The organism is Mucilaginibacter sp. 14171R-50, from assembly GCF_010093045.1.
In the GTDB taxonomy this organism is placed as follows: Bacteria; Bacteroidota; Bacteroidia; order Sphingobacteriales; family Sphingobacteriaceae; genus Mucilaginibacter.
In genome coordinates this window covers 3452915-3476037 of the sequence record NZ_CP048115.1, presented here as the reverse complement: position 1 = coordinate 3476037, position 23123 = coordinate 3452915, and the positions used below count along the sequence as shown (strand labels likewise).

General features: G+C 45.6%; 17 protein-coding genes. 5 read left to right on the top strand and 12 right to left on the bottom strand.

All coding sequences use genetic code 11. The annotated features are described in order from the left end of the window. The first annotated feature begins 123 nt into the window (after window positions 1-123). Window positions 124-1995 (top strand): tetratricopeptide repeat protein, encoded by a 1872-nt coding sequence (locus GWR56_RS15775; RefSeq protein ID WP_162432183.1) that lies wholly within the window; start codon window positions 124-126, stop codon window positions 1993-1995. An 8-nt stretch (window positions 1996-2003) separates the two neighbouring features. Here GWR56_RS15775 and GWR56_RS15770 read toward each other — a convergent pair whose 3' ends face one another. The 3 genes from GWR56_RS15770 to GWR56_RS15760 form a co-directional block, all read right to left on the bottom strand. Next, complete coding sequence (locus GWR56_RS15770) at window positions 2004-2267, bottom strand: DUF4342 domain-containing protein (RefSeq protein WP_162432182.1); 264 nt, start codon at window positions 2265-2267, stop codon at window positions 2004-2006. A 74-nt stretch (window positions 2268-2341) separates the two neighbouring features. Next, the gene (arsN2, locus tag GWR56_RS15765) at window positions 2342-2773 is read right to left on the bottom strand and encodes an arsenic resistance N-acetyltransferase ArsN2 (RefSeq protein ID WP_162432181.1); all 432 of its coding nucleotides are present in this window, start codon (window positions 2771-2773) and stop codon (window positions 2342-2344) included. Window positions 2774-2842: 69 nt separating this feature from the next. After that, window positions 2843-4618, bottom strand: a complete 1776-nt coding sequence (locus tag GWR56_RS15760; RefSeq protein WP_162432180.1) for a histidine kinase — start codon at window positions 4616-4618, stop codon at window positions 2843-2845. Window positions 4619-4785: 167 nt separating this feature from the next. Between GWR56_RS15760 and GWR56_RS15755 the strand changes: the two genes are divergently transcribed. After that, on the top strand, window positions 4786-5208 hold the full coding sequence (locus GWR56_RS15755) for a secondary thiamine-phosphate synthase enzyme YjbQ (RefSeq protein ID WP_162432179.1): 423 nt from the start codon (window positions 4786-4788) through the stop codon (window positions 5206-5208). Between the two features lie 96 nt (window positions 5209-5304). Beyond that, a complete protein-coding gene (locus tag GWR56_RS15750; RefSeq protein ID WP_162432178.1) occupies window positions 5305-5706 on the top strand; it encodes a pentapeptide repeat-containing protein in 402 nt (133 codons plus the stop codon). Window positions 5707-5788: 82 nt separating this feature from the next. On the opposite strand, the gene GWR56_RS15745 is transcribed toward GWR56_RS15750, so the two are convergent. The 8 genes from GWR56_RS15745 to GWR56_RS15710 form a co-directional block, all read right to left on the bottom strand. Next, on the bottom strand, window positions 5789-8260 hold the full coding sequence (locus GWR56_RS15745) for a glutaminase family protein (protein ID WP_162432177.1): 2472 nt from the start codon (window positions 8258-8260) through the stop codon (window positions 5789-5791). Between the two features lie 56 nt (window positions 8261-8316). After that, window positions 8317-9732, bottom strand: coding sequence for a glycoside hydrolase family 125 protein (locus GWR56_RS15740; protein ID WP_162432176.1), 1416 nt, complete (start codon window positions 9730-9732; stop codon window positions 8317-8319). A 67-nt stretch (window positions 9733-9799) separates the two neighbouring features. Further along, window positions 9800-10960 (bottom strand): glycoside hydrolase family 76 protein, encoded by a 1161-nt coding sequence (locus GWR56_RS15735; protein ID WP_162432175.1) that lies wholly within the window; start codon window positions 10958-10960, stop codon window positions 9800-9802. A gap of 68 nt (window positions 10961-11028) precedes the next feature. Beyond that, on the bottom strand, window positions 11029-12168 hold the full coding sequence (locus GWR56_RS15730) for a SusE domain-containing protein (RefSeq protein WP_162432174.1): 1140 nt from the start codon (window positions 12166-12168) through the stop codon (window positions 11029-11031). Window positions 12169-12208: 40 nt separating this feature from the next. Further along, the gene (locus GWR56_RS15725; RefSeq protein ID WP_162432173.1) at window positions 12209-13852 is read right to left on the bottom strand and encodes a RagB/SusD family nutrient uptake outer membrane protein; all 1644 of its coding nucleotides are present in this window, start codon (window positions 13850-13852) and stop codon (window positions 12209-12211) included. An 11-nt stretch (window positions 13853-13863) separates the two neighbouring features. After that, window positions 13864-17205 (bottom strand): TonB-dependent receptor, encoded by a 3342-nt coding sequence (locus tag GWR56_RS15720; protein WP_162432172.1) that lies wholly within the window; start codon window positions 17203-17205, stop codon window positions 13864-13866. Between the two features lie 258 nt (window positions 17206-17463). Then, entirely contained in the window at window positions 17464-18414 is a 951-nt protein-coding gene (locus GWR56_RS15715) for a FecR family protein (RefSeq protein WP_162432171.1), read from the bottom strand. Between the two features lie 144 nt (window positions 18415-18558). Then, on the bottom strand, window positions 18559-19149 hold the full coding sequence (locus GWR56_RS15710; protein ID WP_162432170.1) for an RNA polymerase sigma-70 factor: 591 nt from the start codon (window positions 19147-19149) through the stop codon (window positions 18559-18561). Window positions 19150-19309: 160 nt separating this feature from the next. On the opposite strand from GWR56_RS15710, the gene GWR56_RS15705 reads away from it, so the two are divergent. Then, window positions 19310-20854, top strand: a complete 1545-nt coding sequence (locus GWR56_RS15705; protein ID WP_162432169.1) for an MFS transporter — start codon at window positions 19310-19312, stop codon at window positions 20852-20854. Window positions 20855-20955: 101 nt separating this feature from the next. Beyond that, entirely contained in the window at window positions 20956-21885 is a 930-nt protein-coding gene (locus GWR56_RS15700; RefSeq protein WP_162432168.1) for a hydroxypyruvate isomerase family protein, read from the top strand. A 7-nt stretch (window positions 21886-21892) separates the two neighbouring features. Here the strand turns inward: GWR56_RS15700 and GWR56_RS15695 are convergent, their stop codons facing one another. Beyond that, window positions 21893-23092, bottom strand: a complete 1200-nt coding sequence (locus tag GWR56_RS15695) for a hypothetical protein (protein ID WP_202925334.1) — start codon at window positions 23090-23092, stop codon at window positions 21893-21895. Between the last annotated feature and the right edge of the window lie 31 nt (window positions 23093-23123).

The window sequence follows — 23123 nt, the reverse complement described above, 5'->3', positions numbered from 1 at the left end:
AGTTTCTATTCCCCAACAGCTATAACATTGAAGGTGCATTTGCAAATCTCTGCAAGCCGTTTTACCAGTATTATTTTATCAATACTGTTTTTAACAGTGTCCTGCATTTCACGCTCGCAACCCGTGCCTGCCAAGCAAGACGATACTATTGATTATTATAATAAGCTGGTGTTGCGTTACCGTTATGATAAACCCGACTCGGCAACTTACTTTGCTAATCTGGGCCTTGAAGTTGCCAAACGCTTAAAAAATTTGCGCGGGCAAGCTTTAATGCTTAACCAATTAGGCATGATAGCCGACAATGTTGGGCAATTTGACAGTTCGCGTACCAAATATCTGGACGCGCTTAAATTATACAAGCAAATTGGCAACACCAGGGGAATGGCCACAGAAAACATACGACTTGGCGTGGTTGAGATACGCAACGGGCAGTATGATAAGGCCATCGGTTACTTTTTACAAGCCCTTGACCTTAGCCAGCATAACGGGAACCTGGCGGGGCAAATGGAAAGCTATATTACCCTCGGCGAAGCATTTGCCGCACAAAAAAAATATGCTGAAGCTATCAGATACTATAAAGTTGCCGAGGGTTTAAACAACAAATTGCCTTTTTCTAACCTATCGTTAAACTTGTTTAATGATATCGCCTCGGCTTTTCGCGAAACCGGCAGGCTTGATGAAGCAAAGGCTTATTTGTTAAAAGGGATAAAACAAAGCAACGTTCCGCAGTACCAGGGGCTGAATATTACGCTGACCAATACACTTGCATCTGTTTACGCAAAGGCCGGCGATAGGCAAACGTCAATAAAACTGCAGAAATCAGCACTGGAAAAAGCCAGGAAGATCAATAACTACATCCGTCAGATTCAAACGTTAACAGGTTTGGCAACCACTTATGGAAAGGCGGATCCTAAAAATGCGTTATATTACTGGCAGCAGGCCTATAAGCTATCTAAGAGTAAAGGTACCTATAATGAGCAAATAGCCGATTTAAATGCCATCGCCGATATTTACAAATCTCAGCAAAACTATAAACAAGCTTACGAGGCCCGCACAAAACAGCAGCAACTGGCCGACACTTTCTTTTATAAGAAAATGTCGAAACAAATTGTAAGCCTGCAAAACGCCTACGAGTTAAACCAATCTAAGGCGCGTGTGCAGGAACTGCGCTTTGCAAACAACAAAAATAAGTTGGAGCAAAATATAGCATATGCTGTTATTGCGGGTGTATTGGTTATTCTTTTGGTGGTGATATTTTACTATTTTAAAACCAGGCGGCTGAACCTGCTGCTAAATAAAACCAACGCCGAACTACAGGAGTCGAACACGGTGAAAGACAAACTGTTCTCGGTATTGGGGCACGACCTTCGTTCGCCCTTTATATCAGTTATCAACCTGCTCGAGATAATAGACGATGACCTTGAGCCCGAACAACGCAGGGACATGCTGCACCGGCTGGAAATAAATACCCGGGCATCTTTAGATACGCTTGACAGCCTGCTTAGGTGGGGGCAAATGCAAATCAAAGGCATCCAGCTTAATCAAACTCATTTTTTTATTGCCCCATTGATCAAACGTTCGGTGTTGTTCCTCTCGGGCGTTGCCGCAGGTAAAGGAATTCATATTCAAAGCGATGTTGCAGATGATGTTAAAGTACTTGCCGATGCAGATCACCTGGAATTTATTATCCGTAACCTGCTTTCAAACGCTATAAAATTCAGCGAGGTTGGGAGCGACGTTACCATAACGGCCGCGTCAGAAAACGGCCGTACAGCAATTACCGTTACAGATAAAGGTATCGGCATACCTGCTGATAAAATAGATGGGATATTTAATCTTAATAATGTAAGCACGCGCGGCACCGGTAACGAAAGCGGCACCGGCCTTGGGCTTTTATTATGCAAAGAGTTTGCCGAGGTAAACCACGGTAGCATACAGGTTACCAGCAAACAGGGCGAAGGTTCGGCATTTACAGTCACGCTTAAAACTGCGTGATAAAGGACTTACCCTATCTCTTCATCCCCCTCATTCTCCTCGCGTTCTACGGTCAGGCTGCATTCGCCAACAAACAAAGCAAGCGCGCCAACTGCCGCAAGTACAGGAGCAATAACTGCCGCAACAACCCCTACCGATAAAGGGAACGTCATAAGCTCCTTTCCATTTTTATCGCTTATGGTAATACTGGTGATGTTACCTTCTTCAATAAGTTCCTTGATCTTATTAACCAGGTTTTTGCCATGAATGCTAAAGGTTTCTTTCTTTTTCATAACGTATAGACTGCTGACAGTCACATAAGTTACAAAAAAATGGAACGGCTTGTTTCAAAGATATTTCAAGAGCGCTACAACGATTTTTGCATAGCCGTTGCCGATTCGGGGCAAACATGCGCGAACTCTGATGAGCCTTTTACTTCTTCGGGGATATCCATACGGGCAATATGTTCGTAACCCTTTGTTTCAAAATAATCCCGGGAACTTTCGGTGAAAAGGTATATCGCTTTAAGGCCCGTATCAGCGGCAAGCGCTTCTATTTTACTAAGCAATTGCGACGCGATGCCCTGTCCGCGCCACGCCCTTGCGGTAGTGACCGAACGTAATAACCCATAAGCACCATAAGTTTCCAAGCCGGCAACACCTATTACTTCTCCATTATTTACTGCCACAAAAAAGTTATTGAGCATAATACCAAGATCGCTCGTTGGCAGGTTCTCGGTGGTTAGTAAGGCGATAACATTATCGCGGTATAGTTCTGCAGGCTTTATTTGAATATCCATAGCTGTTTTTACTTAAAGCAATCGCATCGGCGATTTTGTTTGCAATATATTGAACAGGCCATTATTTGCTCACGACGCTACGCTTAACAATGGTAATTCGATAACATAGGTAACCCCCCTGCCCGGCGTAGCATCAATAGCCAGGCTACCGCCGATGTACGCCACGCGCGATTCGATATTCTTTAATCCCAGCCCTTTGTTGGTCTTCAAAAGGCTGTCCTTGTCAAAGCCTACGCCATCGTCTACGATCATCAGGGTAAGTTCGGTATCGTGGTTTACCAGCTCGATATGAATATTTTTTGCCCGGGCATGCTTAAACACGTTAGATATGATCTCCTGCACGCTTCGGTATAGCATAAGCGTAGTGGTTTTATCTATCGGCATGTTATCCGTGTTCACCCATTCGGTATAAATGTTAACCAGGTCTTTATTATTAAGCCTGTGTATAAATTCCTCAATGGCCTCCCTCAGATTTTTGTTGAGGATATAAGGCGGCATCATACTGTGCGACAGGTCGCGCACCTCTTTTATAGAGTCATCCAGCATCTGCAGGGCGGCGTTATCTTCATCCGCCGGGCCATCATCTAATTGTGAATATTCCAGCTGCATACGGGCGCTGCAAAGCATTTGACCAATACCATCGTGCAATTCACGGGCAAGGCGCTGGCGTTCGTTCTCTTCGGCATCCATAATAGCCTGCGTGCGCAAATGTTCTTCCTCAAGCATCGCCTCGCGAAAGCGTGCCTGTTGTTTAATGCGGTAACGGTTGTAAACCAGGTAAAATATAATGGCTAAAAATATAATAGTGGCCAACAAAGCGTAAATACCAACCCGGTTACGGCTTAACTCAGCCTTTTGTTCTCTTGCTTTAGCTAAAAGCAGCTTGTTTTCCTGTTCTTTCTTGTCGGTAGCATATTTGGTTTGTAACTCCTCAATGTCTTTATTACGCTTCGCGTCCAGTTCTTGCTGGGTAAGCTCAAGGTAGGTTGTCTGCGCTTCAAAAGCCTCTTTATACTTTCCCTGCATTTTATAACTTATAGCCAGCTGGCTGTACGTATATGTTTCAAGGGCGGCATATTTAAGCGCATGCGCCTTTTTTCCCGCTTCTATAAAATAAGGAGCAGCCTCGGCCGGCTTATTTATTTTTAGATAAAGCTCACCTATATTATTTACGGCTATGGCCTCTCCCGTTTTATCGCCTACACCGGCGCGCAGTTGCTTGCTCTCGTTCATGGCAGACAGGGCCGGGCCGTATTGCCCTTTTTCGGATAATGCCGAAGCCATGTAGTCTAACGCATACGCCATACCAACTTTGTCTTTGATAACTTTATAGATAGCATAACTTTTGCTGAAGTAAGTTATGGCGCTGTCCATTTTGCCGCCATCTAAAAACATCAACCCCCTGTTATTTATAGCGGCGGACAGCCGCTGTTTATTTTTGGTTCGCAAGGCGTAGCTAATTGCTTTTTGGCTGATCTCATCTGCTTCCTTCATCTTTTTCAAACGCAGGTATAGTATCGCCATGTCCGAGTATAGCTCGGCCAGCCCGTCGGTAAAATCTGCAGCCTGATAAAGTTTTTCGGCTTCGATATACCAGCGTAACGTTTTATCGGGGTTGCCCGAAAGGTAGTTGCCCATGCCTATCATAAAGGCAGCTTCGCCTTGTAACTTCGTTTGATTTTCGGCCCTGGCCTGCCCATAAGCGCGTGTTGCAAATTTGACAACCTTAGCGAAATTGGTTGTTTTGTTTACGCGGGCCGAATCGATAAGCTGCCTTGTTGTTTGTGACGATGCACCAAGGCTAAGAAAAACGACGAACATCACGACCAGGGGGATACGCTTCATATTCTGGTTTGTATAAATATGATGTATATATAAATAATATTTATGATAATCAACGGAGTAGGTAATAAAATACTACATATGTAGTATGCCAAAACCACTATTTTAAATCTGTTTACCGAACTTGTGTGTCAGATACTTGTATTACTATCATCTAAAGACATCAACCCATGAAAATTTTTCAGCAAATAACGCAACTGAAACAGCGCCGGCGCGGTTTTCATATTATTACAGCCGACGTAGTAAACGCCATCCCACAGCTAAGCGAGATCAAAATCGGTATATGCCATGTATTTATACAACATACTTCGGCAGCTTTATGTATCAACGAAAATGCCGACCCTACTGTACGGCAAGATTTCGAAATGTATTTTAACAAGGCCGTGCCCGAGAACGATCCAGACTATCGGCACGATGATGAAGGCCCGGATGATATGCCCGCGCATTTAAAAGCTGCTATGCTGGGTTGCTCGGTACAGATCCCTGTTCGTAATGGAAGGTTGGCGCTGGGTACCTGGCAGGGTATCTACCTGTGCGAGCATCGAAACTATGGAGGCAACCGAAACCTGGTTATCACCGCCTGGGGAGAATGACGCCGTGTTTGTCGCTTTATGCCCCTTCTTTGACGCAAAAGCACCTTACGCAGGTTGATAAGTTTATGCAGATTTGTAATATCCAATAATATAAATATGGAATTGATAGAAATCATCAACACTGCAAAACAGCTTAACGTGCGCGAGGCCATGCTGGAGAACTCCACAATTAAAACGGCATGCCTTAATGGCTTGCAGATGAACGACGTTTCGGCTACCAACATGAAAATATCTGATGCCAACCTTAGCGACCTGGAAATCTGTTACGCGCAATTAGGCGGGGCATATATCCACAGCATAGGTTTACCCCCCGAAGGGCACCCGAATTATGACGCTAATGCCAGGCAACGTCCGCTCAAATTTGAAGACTGCTACCTGGCGGGCAGCACTGTAACAAATTGTGATTTAAGCGGCGTTGCCATAAGCAATTGCAACCTTGCCGGCACAACCATCAATGGCATTTTGGTAGAAGACCTGTTAAAGGCTTATCATAAGTAACAGTTGTATAAACGCAACGAAGCGCCTGCAGGTACTAAATGATAACAGTACCGCAGGCGCTTCGTTTACGCTCAATATAAAATTACTTTTTAAGCCATTGCTGTTCCAGCACTTTCATAAAATAGCCGCCCACCACACTGCGCGCCTGGAAACCCACCTGTTTGCCGTTGGTGGTTTCGTGCCAGTCGCTGATAGGTACGCGCGACGATGTTTCGGTGGCGTATTTATAAATAGGATCAGTTAGCGCTTTAAAATCATTGGCATTATCCGCTAACGTCGCTGTCCATACTATCCAGTCGGATTTTGTATACGTTTTGCGGCTATCCAGCGGCAAGCCGTATTCATTTTGTTTGGTAAGGTAGTATTTTATCTCCTTTTCGTAAACCGATTTAGGGAACAGCTTCAATCCTAACAGTTTATCCCAAACCAGGTTATATTTCTGGCTCCAGGTATCGGGCTTTTCAAACACCAGCGAGTAGTGGTCGCCGGCGTCGGCCATTTGCATCCACTTAGCTACAAAATCCTTTGCTATAGTATGGTATTTTGCAGCGGTAGCTTTATGGCCAAGCATATCTGCCAGCATAGCGTAAGCGCCAATACCGTTGATGGCTTTTAACGATAAGTTGGCGTTACGCGCCAGGTGCCCTGCAAAGTCGTCGGTACAAAGCTGGTTGGCTGGGTCAAGCCCTTCTTTGATCAGGTAATTTGTCCAGGTGGTTAAAGTTGCCCAATGCTTTTTAGCATAATTGGCATTACCTTCGGCCTTTGCAATGGCAGCAACCAGCAGCAGCATGTTACCAGACTCTTCTACCGGCATACCTTCGCCGTAAGTTTGGCCGTTGGCAAAGGGATAGGTACCCAGATCATGCGCGGCAAAAGGGTGTTTGAATTTACCTGTTTCACTAAACTCGAAGATGCCGTTCAGCATACCTTCGGCAAGCTTTGGGTTATAAATTAAGAACAACGGCGCCGAAGGATAAGTAACATCAACAGTATTGATGAAACCGCCGCTGAAATTCTCTTTAGATAACCACAGGATCTCGCCTTTAGGGCTTTGGGTTAACATATGCGCGGCAATGGCCTGCCTGTAAGCAATGGCGCAAAGCTTGGCATATTCTAAACCACCCGCTGCTGATGCCTTCACATTCATGGCATCGTCAAAGGCCTTACATTTAGCAATTACCGTTTTGTAATCGACAGCCGCTTGCTTCAGCTCGCCCAACATGTTTTTTCTACCTTCTTTATTCCACCACGGCCTCAGTTTTTTACCAAAGTATTGAACCGAAAAACCATCATCATACCCTACTTCGATAAACCTTTCGACAGCAGCACTGCCAACCCTGCCAAACGGGATAACCGTGTTTAAAAACGCCCCCTCGCCGCCCGCGGTTGTAGCCGGCATTGATTTACCCGTAAACGACCCCGCAGTCTGCATATCGTTACTGATAAACTGCGTAGCTTTTGCAGCCGCCGGGGCTGCCACGTACAGGTAGCCCCAATCTATACGCAGGTCGTCGCCTTTCTTTTGTAGTACCGGCTGTTCTTTTGTACCAACCTTTAAAACAGATAGCTGTTTTTGTATATATCGCTGCGCTATAACGGGTTGGTTAGGTTTATTACGCGCCAGATCTGCCGATGCGCCAAAGTAAACCTTTACATCATGGGCTTTATTATTATTTGCCTTTACGCTGTACGTGATATAGGTTACCGGCCTCGAGAGCAGGTTAAGATTATCCATCAGCAATGGCGATGTAAATGTTAGTTTAAGATCAGCATCGCCACATTTAAAGGTATATATGGTTTGTGTAGCGTTAATGGTAACGCCAGTTTGCTTAGCTGTTTTAACATCCATATTGATCACCGGCTTTAACTCATCGGCGAAACCGGCATCCAGCCATGCACCGCCGCCTGTGTTAACGCAATGCATAGCAAGCACGTTCTCGCCATCCTTTAGCTTATCTGCAACGTCGCCTTTTAGGTCAACCGGCAGCAGGTCGCCATTGGCGCCGGGCCCTACCGCTATTTTTTCTCCGTTAAGGTAAACCTCAGCATCGTCGTCATGACGTAGTCTTAGGATAAGCTTATTTATAGGCTCCGACTTTTTATAAATGAAGGTACGGCGCACCCACAGGTCGCGGGATTTCCAAAGTGTTTTGGCCATCTTGGGATCGTCGCCAAATGGCGCCGTACCCGTTTTCCAGCCTTTATCGTTAAAATCAGTTGCTTCCCACCCGTCTGCCGGTTTGCTTTCGGTATATTTTGCCGTATAAGGCTTTGTTTCGCCATCGGCTACTAAATTTTTGTAACTTACCGGCATTTTACCCATAAACCTGTACGTTTCACCATCTACTTTTATCAATCCCAACATCGATTGGTTTTTGCCCGTCCAGTGGCGGGTGGTAGATTCGTTCAGGTCGTCAGAAAATGACCACACGCTAAAATAGGTATTGTGCGTAATCAGCGGATAAGCGGGCGCCTTGGTAGCTTGTGCATGGGCAAAGCTATTCGCAAACACCCCTGCCACCAGGCAAACGGTCTTTAAAATGTTTTTCATGAATAGATGTTAATGTTACAGTTATAAAGTTTGGTAAATATACAAACTCAATTAGTTTAACCTAACAGTTGAGGCTTTTGCGTATAAGTTTCCCAAAGTAACTCGCCAAAGAGAGTGTTAGCCCAGGCAAACCACTTACGGGTAAATTTTGTAGGATCGTTTTTATGGAACGACTCGTGCATAAAACCTGTACCGCCGTGCGTTTTGCGCAACGTTTCAATACATTCCTTTATTTCGGCATCATTGTTACTGGTTATAGCGCGTATGATGATGCTTATCGGCCATATCATATCCTTGCCGATATGCGGGCCGCCAATCCCCTCGCCTGCCGTGCCCTTAAAAAAGAAAGGGTTGTTTAACGACAATAACATCTTGCGGGTATTGATATAAACGGGATCGGTGTTTTTTACGGCATCAAGGTATGGCATGCCTAATAAACTCGGCACGTTGGCATCGTCCATCAGGTTGTAACTACCAAAACCGTTCACCTCGTAAGCGTATATTTTTCCGTAATCCGGGTGATCTATTACAGCGTTTTTTTGCAGCGCGGCGTCAACCTCGGTTGCAAGTGCCAATAAATCGGCGGCTAAAGCATCATCCTTTGAGATACTTTTTACCATTTCTGATGCCTGTTTTAAGCTGGTTACCGCGAAGAAGTTTGAAGGTACCAGGTACGAATAAATAGTAGCATCATCACTGGGGCGGAACGCCGAGCAGATAAGGCCATTTGGTTTAACCGGGTAACCATAACCGTTCATCGGCACACCATCGGTAGCCCACGATGTTCTGCGCTGAAACGAGTATGGCCCGTCGTTTTCCTTGCGCTGCTGCTCTTTAAATGTTTTCAGAATGCTTTGTATGGCGGTTTTCCACCTGCCATCAAAAGGCGATGTATCGCCGGTAAGTTTCCAGTATTTATAGGCCAGGCGTATAGGGTAGCAAAGCGAGTCGATCTCCCACTTGCGCTCGTGCAGGCCGGGTTTCATGTCGGTGACATCATCCTTCCACTCGCCTACTTTGTTAGGGTCATCATAAAAGGCGTTGGCGTAAGGGTCGCGCAGTATACAGGTTACCTGGCGGTTTATTACGCCTGCAACCAGTTTTTTTAGGTCGGCGTCTTTATTTATAAAGGCAATATACGGCCAAACCTGCGCGCTGCTATCGCGCAGCCACATGGCGTCAATATCGCCGGTAATTACATAGGTATCGGGCTTATTATTGACAAGCTTATAGGTAACCGTTGTATCCAGCGTGTTTGGGAAACAATTTTCGAAAAGCCATCCCAGTTCCGGGTTTTTAACTTTCGATTTAAATTCGGCTATAGCTTTTTCAACCGATACACTTTTAAACCTGCGCTGCGATACAGGTACCCTTACCACAGGAAAAGCGGGCTTAGCCGCTAACGAAAATTTGCTCATTAAAACACCGGCACCCAATACCGTGGTATTCCCAATAAATTGCCTTCTCTTCATATTCATAAATAGGTAAATAAAAAAATCTTCCGGACAAATATAGCCCGGAAGATCCAACTCTCTGTGTTTAAAATTTGCCGGCTGCTTTTAACGTGGCTGCGGCTTCCATCATCGTAACCCCGCTTATCTGCGTGGTGAGGTCTGTAGTGCCCGATGGTTTTGATTTCCAGTCGGGGCTAACCATAAGGTCGGGCCTGCTTATCCCTTTTACAAATAAGGTTTCGGCATTATATTTTAAAAATTTGGCGTAAGCTTCGCGGTCGGCGGCAGCAACGTCATCTTTAAGGGTAAGTAAGGTTAAGTACCGTACCAAAATACCTTTAAACAAACCACCGTCGCCCTGGCCTTCGTTTCTCAGCAGGCCTCCCGGTGCAATATCCAGATCTTTTATTGTAGCTGATGCCGTGCGTACAGCATCGGCTAAATAAGCGGCATCGCCGGTAACGTTATAAAGCTCAAGCGCGGCGCCGATAAACGTACCCTGGTTATAAGTAAATTTATTTTTGCTGATCTGCCCGTCATGGTCGCCGTTAATACCATCCCAAACTATGCCGCTGCCCGGGTCAACCAGGGTGGTTTTCAACCACGAGTACAATTCTTTGGCAATGGCCAGATCGTCGGCATTGTGCTCTAAGCGGTAAAGGCGGGCCGCGAAAATTATAGCGGGCGCATTTGCCGGGGTATTTTTATAATCAAGCTGCGATTTTCTCCAGGCAATACCACCACCCTGGTTATCGTTTTTGCCTGTTTTTATGTCGGTCCATAAAATATTGGCGGCATTCATATAATCATTGTCACCGGTTGCCTCAAAGGCACGCAGGCTTGCAAGCGCCAGCCACTCCATATCGTCATAATACTCGTTCTGATATTTGTTACCATTGGTAATGCGGGTACCATTTAATAACGATTTCATGCGCTGTTTGTAAATATCGTTCTTGGTGCGCAAGTAAGCGTCGGTAAAAACATCAAGCGTGTGGGCCTGCGGCCAGTAGTTATAATTGGTGTTGCCGGCATTGTTCTGCACAAAATAATTACCATTGGCAGACAGAAACGTGGTGTAAGTTTTCTCCTGCAGCGAATCGGCCGTAGCAGCAAAGGTATAATCAACCGCTGGGGTAGGCTTATTGCCATAAAGCGGGAAGGGTTTGTCCTTTAAGCAGGAAGTAAGCACAACCGGGATAAGCCCGGCCAAAGCCACTTTTTTTATATGTTGGGTGATGCTGTTCATAAACTAAAGTTTAATGATGTTAAGTTTGCAAGGCCGTGAGGCCCTGCAAACCAGTTTTATAATACTGATTAGTTACCGGTTACCGTGTGTGTATACTGAGGGACGGTAGCGTTGAATATTACTTTAATGTCAGCAGTTTTATTATCAAAATCGTGGTTAAACTTAAATGTATAATCGTACTGCGAGTTGTTTACCGGCAACATGTAATAGTAAGTTGGCGGTGTACCTGCATTTGCCGCGCTGTTATCAGCATTTGCACTGCCGTAATACTGGGTTGTTGTTGAACCATCGGCATTTTTGAACGTAAACCTGAACTTGTAACGTTCGTCGCGGCCCCATGATTCCTGGTGGAATACAATTGATTTATCATTTGCTTCCCAGGTACCATTGCCTGCATAAGTAAGGTCAAACCATATCTTGTTATCCGCAGAGAACCATAAACCTACGTTGGTAACCTCGGTAGTTTTGTACGATGCCACATTCATATCAACTTCTATCCTTTCAACTTTGGTTGAGCCGGTAAACTCTGTATTGCCGCCTTCTGTAAGCTTAGTACCATCATACGAGAATGTCGACGGTGTACCGGTAGTACGGTCAGCAAAGTGGAAACTGCCTGCTTTTAACGAAGTGAACGCCTCAAATTTACCCGGGGCGGTTTGTTTCATTTTGATGGCTTTGGTCAGGTCGTCGCCACCTTCGGTTGCAGTACCTGTTATAAACAGTTCGGTTGGTATTTCGGTAAAGCCGGCAGGGCGCTCAATTTCAACCACGCGCTTTTGTGTGGAAGAGACGGCATTAATACCTTTTGATGAACGTACTGTCCAGATAACCTTGCCCGATTCCTGTGGCTTTACACCAGCCAGGGTAGCAATTTTGTTCAGATCGCTGAACGATGCGGTAAGCTTGTTGTACAATCCGTTACCATCTGATGGCACCGAATAAAGGGGCTGTGAAAAATCACCGCCCTCTTTATCGAATACCACTTCATATAAAACCAACCCGTTATCTTCTGCGCGGGCCTGCTCCCATTCAAACGAAACAGAGCCCGATGCGCCTGACGCAATCTTAATGTATTTACCATCTTCGGGTAAAAACAAGTTGCTAACCGCAGATACGTTTGTATTACCTATTGTTTTATCTTTTTTGCAGCCAGATACAAACATCAGCGCTACTATACCTGCAACCAGGCAGTAAAAAATATTTTTCATGATCTTAATAAATTATAATTTTTTATAAATATTTAATGAATTACCAGCCCGGGTTTTGAGTAAGGTTGGGGTTAATAGCCCTTTCGTCCCTCGGTATCGGCCATAAATAATTTTTGCTTGCATCAAACGTGCGCAGGTTAGCGCGTATATAACCGCCATCTACACCGGCAGCGCCAAACTTAGCGCCATGCGCCCAGCCATTCAACACATCGTCGGCAATTTTCCAGCGGCGTATGTCAAATATGCGCAGGCCTTCCATGGCAAACTCGCTGCGGCGTTCGTTGCGCACTATCTCACGTAACTCAGAAGCACCAACAGCCGGGAAGTTAAGCGCGGCAGCATTGGTAAAGCCTGCACGTGCACGTATTGGTTTTATGGTTTTGTCCCAAACGCTCGCATCAAGCTGTCCAAGTTCCATTTTTGCTTCGGCATACATTAACAGCACATCTGCATAACGGATGAGTATCAAATTAAGGCCCGAACCAAAGTCGGCAGGTGTTGATGTAGGGTCGTAGTATTTACGGGTATAATAACCGGTTGGCGAGGTAATCGCTCCGGGCGCATATTCATCAAAGTGATGCTCCTGATCCGGGTCTGAACCGGGTTTAGTGTAAATAGTTTGTATGCTGTTATCCGGTTTTTTCCATTTGTACAGATGATATACAACGGTATAAGTTAAACGCGGGTCGCGGTCAACATACGGGTTGTTCTCGTCATATCCTGAGCCCGACTCGCCCGGTTTTTTGCCGTTCAGCATCAAGTAGCTGTCAACCAGCTCCTGTGTTGGCGCAACAGCGTTAAGCCTGCCGCCTACTGATAATGGTGCCAGATCCCTGAACTCGGTATACGAACGGCTGCCCACTGATGGCGGCAGGTATTGCAGATCGAACATCACCTCGCTGTTATATTCGTTCTGTGGCAAAAACAAGCCTTCGTACGATGGGAACAGCGCGTAAGTTCCGTTATCGGTTTTACCTATCAGCTTTTCGCATTCGGTCACAACATCAGCCCAACGGCTCTCGTAAAGCAGTACCCTTGCCTTTAAGGCAATAGCAGCGCCCTTGGTTACGCGTCCCCTGTCGGCATCCGCCAAAGCTGTGTTTACCGGCAGGTCGGCAGCAGCCGCATCAAGTTCTTTCAATACAAAGTCGACTACCTGTGCCTTTGGCGTGCGCGAAATGGTCTTCGCTTCGTCAATGGTAAGGTCTTTCTCAATCAGCGGCACATCGCCCCACCAGGTTTCCAGCAAAAAGTAATGCCATGCGCGTATAAACCTCGCTTCAGCCTTCATGCGCGCTTTTAACCCGGCATCCATAGCGGTAACGCGGTCAACATTTTCAAGGAAAATGTTACAGGTTTTTATGCCGTTGTAATGGTCGTACCATTCGCTTTTAAAACGGCCTAATGACGCGTCGTAAGTGCCCGCGGCCAACGATGCTGCATTAAAAGCATCGCCACGGCCCATATACGCATTGTCAGAAAGCGCTTCCTGCGAAAAGAAATACCCGCTGTTTGATATTTGTGTATAAGCTGTGTTTAAAACGTTATTTGCTTTATCGGTTGTTGTCCAGTAATTGGCATCGGTAAACCTGTTTTCGGGCGCAAGGTCAAGTTTCTTGCAGGCCGATAAACTTAATGCCAGTAATAATGCAACCCCTATTTTGTTGATATTAAATTTTTTCATGTTTGTATAGATTAAAGGGTTATATCAATACCAAAACCATAATAAACAGGCAACGGGTACGACCTGCCGCTGTTTGCACCACCCGCACTCACATTACCCCCTAATTCTGTCGACTCAGGATCGATAAACTTCATACCAGAGAAAGTAAGCACGTTTTGCCCGGTAAGGTATGCCCTAACTTTGCGCATGCCAATTGTTTTGGCCACACCTACGGGTAAAGTATAACCTATTTGTACATTTTTAACCCTTAGGTATGAGCCATCAAACAGGTACATATCAGAGCCCCGGCGGAAATTGTTCTCGTTAGACTGGCTGCCACTTGCCGCAAGGCGCGGGTACCGGGCATTGGGGTTTTGCGGTGTCCAGTAATCAAGCTGGTGCTGGTAAATAACCTGCGAATAGTTAACGTGGAAAGGCTCAACCTGCTCGCCCCTTACAAACATGCTGCGTTTGCCAACACCCTGTAAAAACAGGTTAAAGTCGAAACCTTTGAACGTCATGTTATAAGTAAAGCCGAACGTTAAGCGCGGAAAACCGTTGCCCAACACAAACTTATCGTTCTCGTCAATAACACCATCGCCATTCACGTCTACATACCGGTTATCGCCGGGCTGCACATTAAGGCCTGCCGGTTTAGGGCCATTGTTGATATCATCAAGATTTTGGAAATAGCCATCGCGAACCAAACCAACGTACGACCCGATAGGTAAACCAACTTTGTTGATGATCTGCATCTCGTCGTAACCTTTTAGCTGGTCGCCGCCTTCCAATTTCAACACCTTGTTTTTGGTATCACCCACGTTCAACGCAAAGCTGTGGTTGAAAGCGCCGGTTTTTAAGCGATAATTCAGATTAACTTCCCAGCCACGGTTTTGTACTTCGCCGGCATTATAGTCGGGCAGCGATGCGCCAAATACGCCGGGAACTACAGGCGGCAGTAAGATATCGCGGGTAATTTTGTTGAAGTAATCAACAGAAAGTGTCAGTGCGTTCTTGAAGAATGTTGCATCGGCACCTACGTTAAAGGTGGATGCGCGCTCCCAGCGGATATCAGGGTTAGCAAATTTAATATCGGTAGTGCTTACCGGTAAGTTATTAAACGCATAATACGAACCTGTTGATACGCCATAAGTATTCAGGAACTGGTAAATACCAACGTTTTGGTTACCCAATATACCGTATGATGCACGCAGCTTAAGGTCGCCTACCTTATCGCGGTAGTTTTGCATAAAGTCTTCTTCGGTAATGCGGTAACCTGCTGTTACCGATGGGAAAAATGCATCACGGTTTTGCTTTGCGAATTTTGACGAAGCATCTATCCTGAAGTCAAACTCGCCGTAGTATTTGTTTTTGAATGAGTACGACGCGCGGCCGAACAAGGAGTTCAGGCTGGTTTCTAACCTGTTGTTGTTTGTTGCGGTTGATGATGTTTCAATAATTGTACCTGTAATTGGCGTACCCAGTTCAGGATCGGTATATTTTAACCGCAGGTAATTGCTCTGGTTATCTGTCGATTCGTTTGCAACGCCTAACAATATATCCACGTTATGATCTTTTGCAAAGGTTTTGGTGTATTGCGCCAGGAACTGTGTATTGATATAAAGATTTTTGTTGTTATCATCGTTGGTGTTCCGGTCAGACCCATACGTGCCTTTTGGCAGGTAATTAACCTGCATAACGCGACCGAACATGTGGTTAGAAAGTAATGTGCCACCAAATACACCTTTCAACTTCAGGTCTTTAGTGATGCCCAGTTCGGCTGTAAGGTTTCCAAAAATATTATCGTTATCGCGCCTGCGGTAACCCCCTTTTTCAAGGATACCAAGCGGGTTAAATTCTGCCAGTACATCATTGGTTAAATAATTGCCCTGGTCGTCTTTAATGGGATAATAAGTTGGTGTACGGCCCGCATCAACTATCAGCGTACCGGTGTTATAAGAGTGCTCTTTTATCTCGGTACGGGCGTATGAAAGAATGCTGGTCAGTTTTAAACGGCCAAACTCGGTGCTCATGTTCATACGGTAGTTGTAACGCCTTAAACCGTAATCGGGGCCAACCAGGTTGCTGCGCTGATCAAGCACGCCGGCTGATACCAGGTAGGTAGATGTAGCATTACCGCCCGACAGGCTAAGGTTATGACTTTGCTGAACAGCGTTCTTTAAGATAGCATCTAAAAACCATTGGTTATCGCCCTGGGTTTGAAACTGGCGTATTTGCTCGGGGGTGTAAATTGGCGTTAAACCCGCATTTACTACCGCCTCGTTGCGCAAAATGGCGTTCTCGTAAGAGTGTACCGGTTTGTAACCAACATGCGGAACCTGCACGCCACCCTGGCCATTATATGTAAGTGATGCTCCTGCGTTTTTGCTCCCCTTTTTGGTAGTAACCAGTATTACACCATTTGCCGCACGCGATCCATAAATTGCAGCGCTACCGGCGTCTTTCAACACAGATACGCTCTCAATATCCTGTGGGTTTAACAGGTTAAGGTCGCCCCCGGTTATGCCGTCAATTACAATAAGCGGGTTATTATCACCAAATGTACTTACACCGCGTATGTTAATGGTTTGATAAGCGCCGGGCTCGTTACTGGTTTGCTGTATTATTAAGTTAGGCGATGTACCCTGTAAGGCCTGTGTAAGGTTTACTGCGGGCTTGCCTTCAATGGCTTTTGATGTTACCTGGTCAACCGCGCCAATAACGTTGACACGTTTTTGGGTGCCGTAACCAATAACTACAACCTCGTTAAGCGAGCTTTGTGAGGCCACCAGCTGGATATTACCAACGGAAGTTTGCCCGTTAAGCGGCACTTCTTTAGTGGTAAAGCCAATAAAGCTGAATACAAGGGTGCCATCAGTATTTGGAACGTCTAAAACAAAGTTTCCGTTAACATCAGTCACCGTGCCTAAGTTGGTGCCTTTAAGCTTTACGCTTACACCCGGTAAAGGCAGGTTGGTATCGTCAACCACCCTACCCTGCACCTTTACAGCTTGAACCGCCTGCGAGGTAATACCTGTAAGTGTTGTAGCGGCCGGTCCTTCGCCTATAACCACAACATCATCAATAATTTTGTAACTGAGGTTAAACGGAGTTAAAACCTCATTAAGCACCTCCCTGATGCTTTTGTTAGTTACGTTAAGATCAACCCTGAAAGTCGGCTTCAGTAAATTATCCGCATAAGCAAATTTTACTTTTTTATCGGCCGCAATCTTCTCAAGCGCATCGGTAAGCTTTTGGTTTTTAAACTTAAGCGTTACCTGTTGCTCTAAAAATTTCTGGCCATACGAATTGTTTGCAACCGCTGTAAAACACATCAGGCAAACAACAAAGCAGGCAAGCGAGGTAAATTTCATTAATATTAATACATAACGAACTACTCCATTTGAAAATAGAGATATATTCATAGATTTGAATAAATTAAAGTGTTTGAAATTCAAGTGCAGCGTTCTGAATTCGACCTCTGAAACGTACACTTAATAATAACCCGGCATTTTAATCACCCTGTTTCAAAATCCTATTGAACAGGGTTTTTTTATGTATTTATGTCATCATCTGTTTTATTTAGGTTAATTGATAATTGGTTATCTGTTTTGTAATTGGTTTTTCTTTTGTCAGCAGCCCTTGCCTTTTAAATAATAGCCAGGCCCATCGGCGTATGCCCTGCCCCTCACCAGTTTCGAGATGATCTTGATGATGTTTTGGAGCGATACATTTGTAAAATTGGCTGTTATGGAACATTTTACAAGGTTAGCATCAGCCTTTACCTGTATGTTGTACCGATGATATATGGCGTTCAATACTTCGGGCAGCGGCATATTCTTTACGTTAAAGTCGCCGCTCTTCCAGCCGGCAAGGGTATTTACATCAACGCCCTTACTGGTAGTTGCGCTGTGGTTTGCTTTATCTACCATCACCTCGTCTGATGGCAGCAGGAATACTGTTTTAGCAGCCCGTGCAACCACACCAACCTTTCCGGTGGCTACATCAACTTTTACAAACTTATCTTCGGGGTAAGCCTTTACATTAAAGCTGGTGCCTAATACCTGTGTTTTAATATCGCCCGTATGAACGATAAAAGCTTTTGTTGCATCGTGCGCTACTTCAAAAAAGGCTTCGCCGGTTAAGGTTATCTGCCTTTTATCGCCGCGGAAAGCTTCGGGGTAACTTAGCTTACTGCCCCCGTTAAGCCATACTTTTGTACCGTCGGCAAGGGTTAGGTTTGCCACCTGGCCATTGATTGTAACAATCTGGCGTTGCGCTATCGGAGATATCACGTCAAGCACCTGGGTACGGTATTGATAGATGAACGCAGAAGATGCTGCTATAGCAACCAATGAGGCAGCAACCATCCATTTTTTATTTGTGCCCGCAGGTTTAACCGGCATGGCATCGATATCGTCGATAATGCGGTTGTATACGTCATTGCTGTTAAAACCTGATTGCCCGGCTTCCAGGTCCTGATCGTTCAGATCAAGGTCCTCGAAATACCTGGTCACAAGTTTTTCCTGCAAAGAGCGGTCTTTGGCCTGGATTTTTTTTCTCAGAAAAGTAAACTTTCTCATTGGTTTATATGTGTAAGATGCGTTTAGCATGCCTACCCCCTAAGCCGGATGAAATATTTTTTGAGATGAGCGGAAGGCGGAAGCAGAAAGCAGAAAGTCCAAAGCACAAAGCTTTTTATGAACTGCTGTTATAGCTTTCTGTTTTTAGCTTTGAGCCAAAATAATTAACGCAGCCACTATCATGGGCAGGTAATCGCCAAGGCCGGTGCGCAGGTAGCGCAGGGCAATAGTCATTTGATTTTCCACGGTTTTTACCGAGATGTTTAAACGCGAAGCTATCTCTTTATTGGAAAGGTATTCCTTACGGCTTAATGTAAATATCTGGCGGCACTTTTCGGGAAGGCGCTCTACATTATTTTCGAGTATATTGCTGATATCCCCCTGAAGCAGCCTGCTATCCGTGGTATATTTTTCGGTAAGCATGGCAATGGCCGAAAGATCAAGCGTGGCCCGCTGGGTGCGCAGGTACATCAGCACACGGTTTTTAATGGCAACCTTAAGGTACCACTCCAGCGAAGAGATATTCAGCTTATGTCGCTTTGTCCACAGGTCGATAAAAAGCTCCTGCACCAGATCTTCACAGATGGCCTTGTCGCGAAACAGATTATACGCTGCCTGGTAAACTTTGGCCGAATATTTTTTGTACAGTGTTTCAAACGCCTTACGGTCGTCCAGCCTTAGCAGATTTAAAAGCTCTGCATCGGGCCACATTTGATATTCCTTTTGTGGAAGCATAAAATGAGACGGTAGATAGTTTGTATATTGGTAGGGCATAATTACAAAGTATTTTTCAAATAACAAATAGCTGCTTAAATTTCGATACACTAAGCCCCTGTTTTTTATGAGCATGCTTTAGCCGGCATTTTGTTAGTTTTACTAAAAATCTTATACTACTATGCCTACAGTTGCATTGGGAAGTAAAGCCGGTAAATGGATAATGGTATCAACCATTATGGCATCGGCTATGGCCTTTATCGATGCCACGGCGCTAAACGTGGTATTGCCATCGCTGCAAAAAAGCCTTGGCGCCAGCGGCACCGACTTGTTTTGGATCTTAAACGCCTACCTGTTGATGCTGGCTTCGCTGATACTCATTGGAGGGGCGCTGGGCGATAAGCTTGGGCGCAAAAGAATATTCATGACAGGTATTTTTATTTTTATTACGGGCTCTGCAGCCTGCGGCTTTGCACCGGGCGTAACTTTGCTTATCGTATTCAGGATGCTGCAGGGTATTGGCGGGGCACTAATGATACCCGGCAGTTTATCACTTATCTCTTCTTCTATCAACCCGGCCGAGCGCGGCAAAGCCATTGGCACCTGGAGCGCCTTTACCACTGTGGTTACCATGGGCGGCCCCGTTTTAGGCGGCGCCTTTGCCGATGCCGGTTTGTGGCGGTACATTTTTTTTATAAACATACCCATTGGCATAGCCGCCCTTATCATACTGGCTAAGCAGGTTAAAGAGATACGGGGCGACGAAAACAAACAACCCCCTGATATTGCGGGCGCCATTGCCATTGCTTTGGGCCTTGCAGCCGTTACTTTCGGTTTTTTGCGTATACCTGATGTTGGCGCGGGCAATTGGCAGGTGTATATCACGTTGGTTGGCGGCCTGGTTTTATTAACGGGTTTCGTGCTGATCGAAAAACACAGTAAAAACCCCATGATGCCGCTGCAGCTGTTTAAAAATTCAACCTTTAGCGGTGCCAACCTGCTTACACTCTTCCTTTATGCCGGCCTAAGCACAGGCATGCTGTTTCTGAGCTTAAATATGGTACAGGTCCAGCGGTACAGCCAGCTGCAATCGGGCTTAACGTTTTTGCCATTTACCATATTGATGATCGTTGTCGCGCGTTTTGCAGGAGCGCTGGCCGACAAACACGGGCCGCGATCATTCCTTATAGCGGGACCTGCCATCGCAGGTGCCGGGTTGTTTTTGTTGTCCTTTGTGAAACAAACAGCCGGTCCGGCAGATTATTGGACCACTTTTTTTCCAGGAATATTGGTGCTTGGTTTGGGGATGTCGTTTACGGTTGCCCCACTTACTGCGGCGGTTATGGGTTCGGTAAGCGATCGTTTCTCGGGCGCGGCGTCAGGTGTAAACAACGCGCTTACACGTGTAGCCAATGTTTTCGCTAACGCGATATTGGGCGCTTTGGCGGTGCTGTTGTTTTCGGGCGCATTGCAAGGCAGCATCAAAAATTTAAAGCTGGACGATGCGCAGGAACAAGCTGTTGTAAAACAGGCTGTTAACTTAGGAAACGCGAAAGCACCCTCGGAATTTACAGGGGTGGAAAAAAGTGAAATAAACAAGGCATATACCGGCAGTTTTATAACTGCTTATGCCAATGTGATGCGGATATCGGCCGGGCTGGGCTTTTTGGGCGCGCTAATGGCAGTAATGTTCGTTAAAAACAACGCTGTAAAGCCAGACCAATAACCAAATTTCTGCCGATATAAATAACAGAAGCGTATAGTATTTATCATAAAAAGTGTGATATTACAGCCCTTTTACTATCAATCAATTGTAACACCTGTACCATGAACAGAAGCAAATTCTTAAAAAACAGCGCGTTGGCAGCAAGTTCGCTTTTAGCCGGTAACGCGGTTTTGGCCAGCACAACAAGTTGCAATACGGGCGCGCCGGCGGCGCCCGGCAAGCCTTTTAACATGAACTATGCACCGCACGATGGCATGTTTAAAAACTCGGCAGGTACAAATTTTTTAGATCAGATACAGTTTATATACGACCAGGGCTTCCGGAGCATCGAGGATAACGGCATGAGCGGCAGACCGCCCGCCGAGCAGGAAAAAATTGGCAACCTGCTGGCAAAGCTGGGTATGGCTATGGGTGTCTTTGTGCTCGACAAAGGTGGTAACGGGGCTAATACACTGGCAGCAGGCAAACAAGAGCATGTTGATATTTTTTTAAAGGGATGCCGGCAGGCGGTTGAGGTATCTAAACGCTGCGGCGGTAAGTTAGCCACCGTTGTACCCGGCGATTTCGCCCGCAACCTGCCCCTCGATATTCAAAACGCGAACGTAATAACTGCCTTACGGAAAGGTGCCGAAATATTGGAGCCGCATGGCATTGTAATGGTGCTTGAGCCTTTAAGCGATACCCCCGATCTGTACCTGCGCACATCCGCGCAAACCTATATGATATGCAAAGGGGTTAACAGCCAAAGCTGCAAAATCCTCTACGATATGTACCACATGCAGAAAAATGAAGGTAATATGATCAACAATATTAAGCTTGCCTGGGACGAGATCGCATACTTCCAGATAGGTGATAACCCCGGCCGTAACGAACCTACCACCGGCGAAGTTAACTACAAGAATATCTTTAAATTCCTGCACGAAAAAGGCTACAAAGGTGTATTAGGCATGGAGCACGGTAACTCAAAACCCGGTAAAGAGGGCGAACAAAGGGTTATTGCTGCTTACAGAGAAAGTGATAACTTTTTGTAGAGATTAGTTATCTGCCCGAAGGTTCATAAGCATACACTACGTGATACGGCGTACTTTTCAGTTTGGCCGACAATTGCCCTACGCCTAAATTTTCGGCCTGAGGGGTTGGCTCGCATATCGAGTAGGTTTTACCCTTGTACACAATTGGGTAGCCCACCGGCTGGCTAAACTCAACCGCCATGGTAATGTGGGTGGGATAAAGCAGGGCTATCATGGGCAGGTTATATATTTCTTTTACCAGGTAAAAGAACAAGGCCGCGCGGTCATCGCAATCGCTGTAATTGGCGGCCAGTGTTTCTCCCGGCGACAGGCGTTTCTCTTTGCCGTAGTTGTCATTATCATTCTCATATAAAAACGCATAGCGGGTAAAGCGCATCAGGTAGTCTACGCCCTTTTGCTCGTTCATCCCTTTCATATTCTTTTTTAACAATGGGATAAGCGATCCGTAAGTTTCTTTACTCAGCGGGATATTAAAGTATGTTTCGAAACTAACACCCGGGTAATTGTTAAACGCCTTTTGCTGATCGGTATTCAGCTTTACCTTAAAATAATATTTCTTATGATCGTACTCAAACGATACCTGTTTCTCGATGTCGTGCTCGGGCATAAAATCGGGCATCATGGTTACCCGGTACGAGAACGCTCCCGTTGCCCCGGCTATAGCGATATTTACGGGTACAGGCGGGTCGTCGTTAAGGTTGGCGTTAGCATAATCATGAATATTAAGGCAAACGTATTGCTTGCCATTGATCATAAAGTATGGTATATCGCTGATATCTTCGGTGTTGTAAACATAAAATATCACCTTGTTACTTGTTAGCGCCAAACGCGCATCATATCCCGATTTATTTAGCATAAACCACTTATAAAAAGTGTACCTGCCATAATTTTCTTCCTTAGGGCTTATTTGCTGCGCTACCCGGCGAACAAGCTGGTAATACAACCAGTCGTTAAGCTGATGTTCTTGCTTATAGGCCAAAAGCGAATCTATGATGGGCCGGCACTTTGCCGCGTTAACCGCGGCATATCCTTTTTTGAAACTTTCAGAGCTAAACTGCTGCGGGATATCTACCATAACAGACCTATCTACCACAACAGTAAATGGGTCTTTATAAAAATCTACGCGCACCTGCTGCCCCTGCCCTTTTACGGCAGTAAAACACACTGCAAAGCACAGTGTAAGCAAAAAACAGGAAAGCGCGCGCATGGGCTTAACAATTTGGTTACATTAAATGTAC